We start from the raw sequence: 251 nt of genomic DNA on the forward strand, positions 1-251 counted from the left end.
TGCGAGTTCCCCCTCAGTCGTTGACGTCGCCGAGCAGCGCGAACAGAGCGTCCGCGTCCGGTGCGTCGATGAGCTGCTGCACATCGTCCTCCTCCGAGAAGAGGATGGCGATCTTGCTCAGGATGTCGAGGTGCTCGTTGTTCTTCCCGGCGATGCCCACGACGAACCGCACCTCCTCGCCGCCCCAGTCGAGCGGCGAGGAGTAGCGGATGAAGGAGAGCGCCGAACGCACGATCTCGTCCTTGGACTCG

Annotated in this window: 1 protein-coding gene; it reads right to left on the reverse strand. The window is 64.5% G+C overall.

The genetic code is table 11. From position 1 onward, the window contains the following. Nucleotides 1–13 precede the first annotated feature (13 nt). A partial coding sequence (locus tag AC1RPV_RS08090) for a PTS mannitol transporter subunit IIA (protein WP_481764250.1) occupies nucleotides 14–251 on the reverse strand: 238 nt, incomplete at its 5' end.

The organism is Dellaglioa sp. CoH-55-MRSF-9 (genome assembly GCF_056782155.1).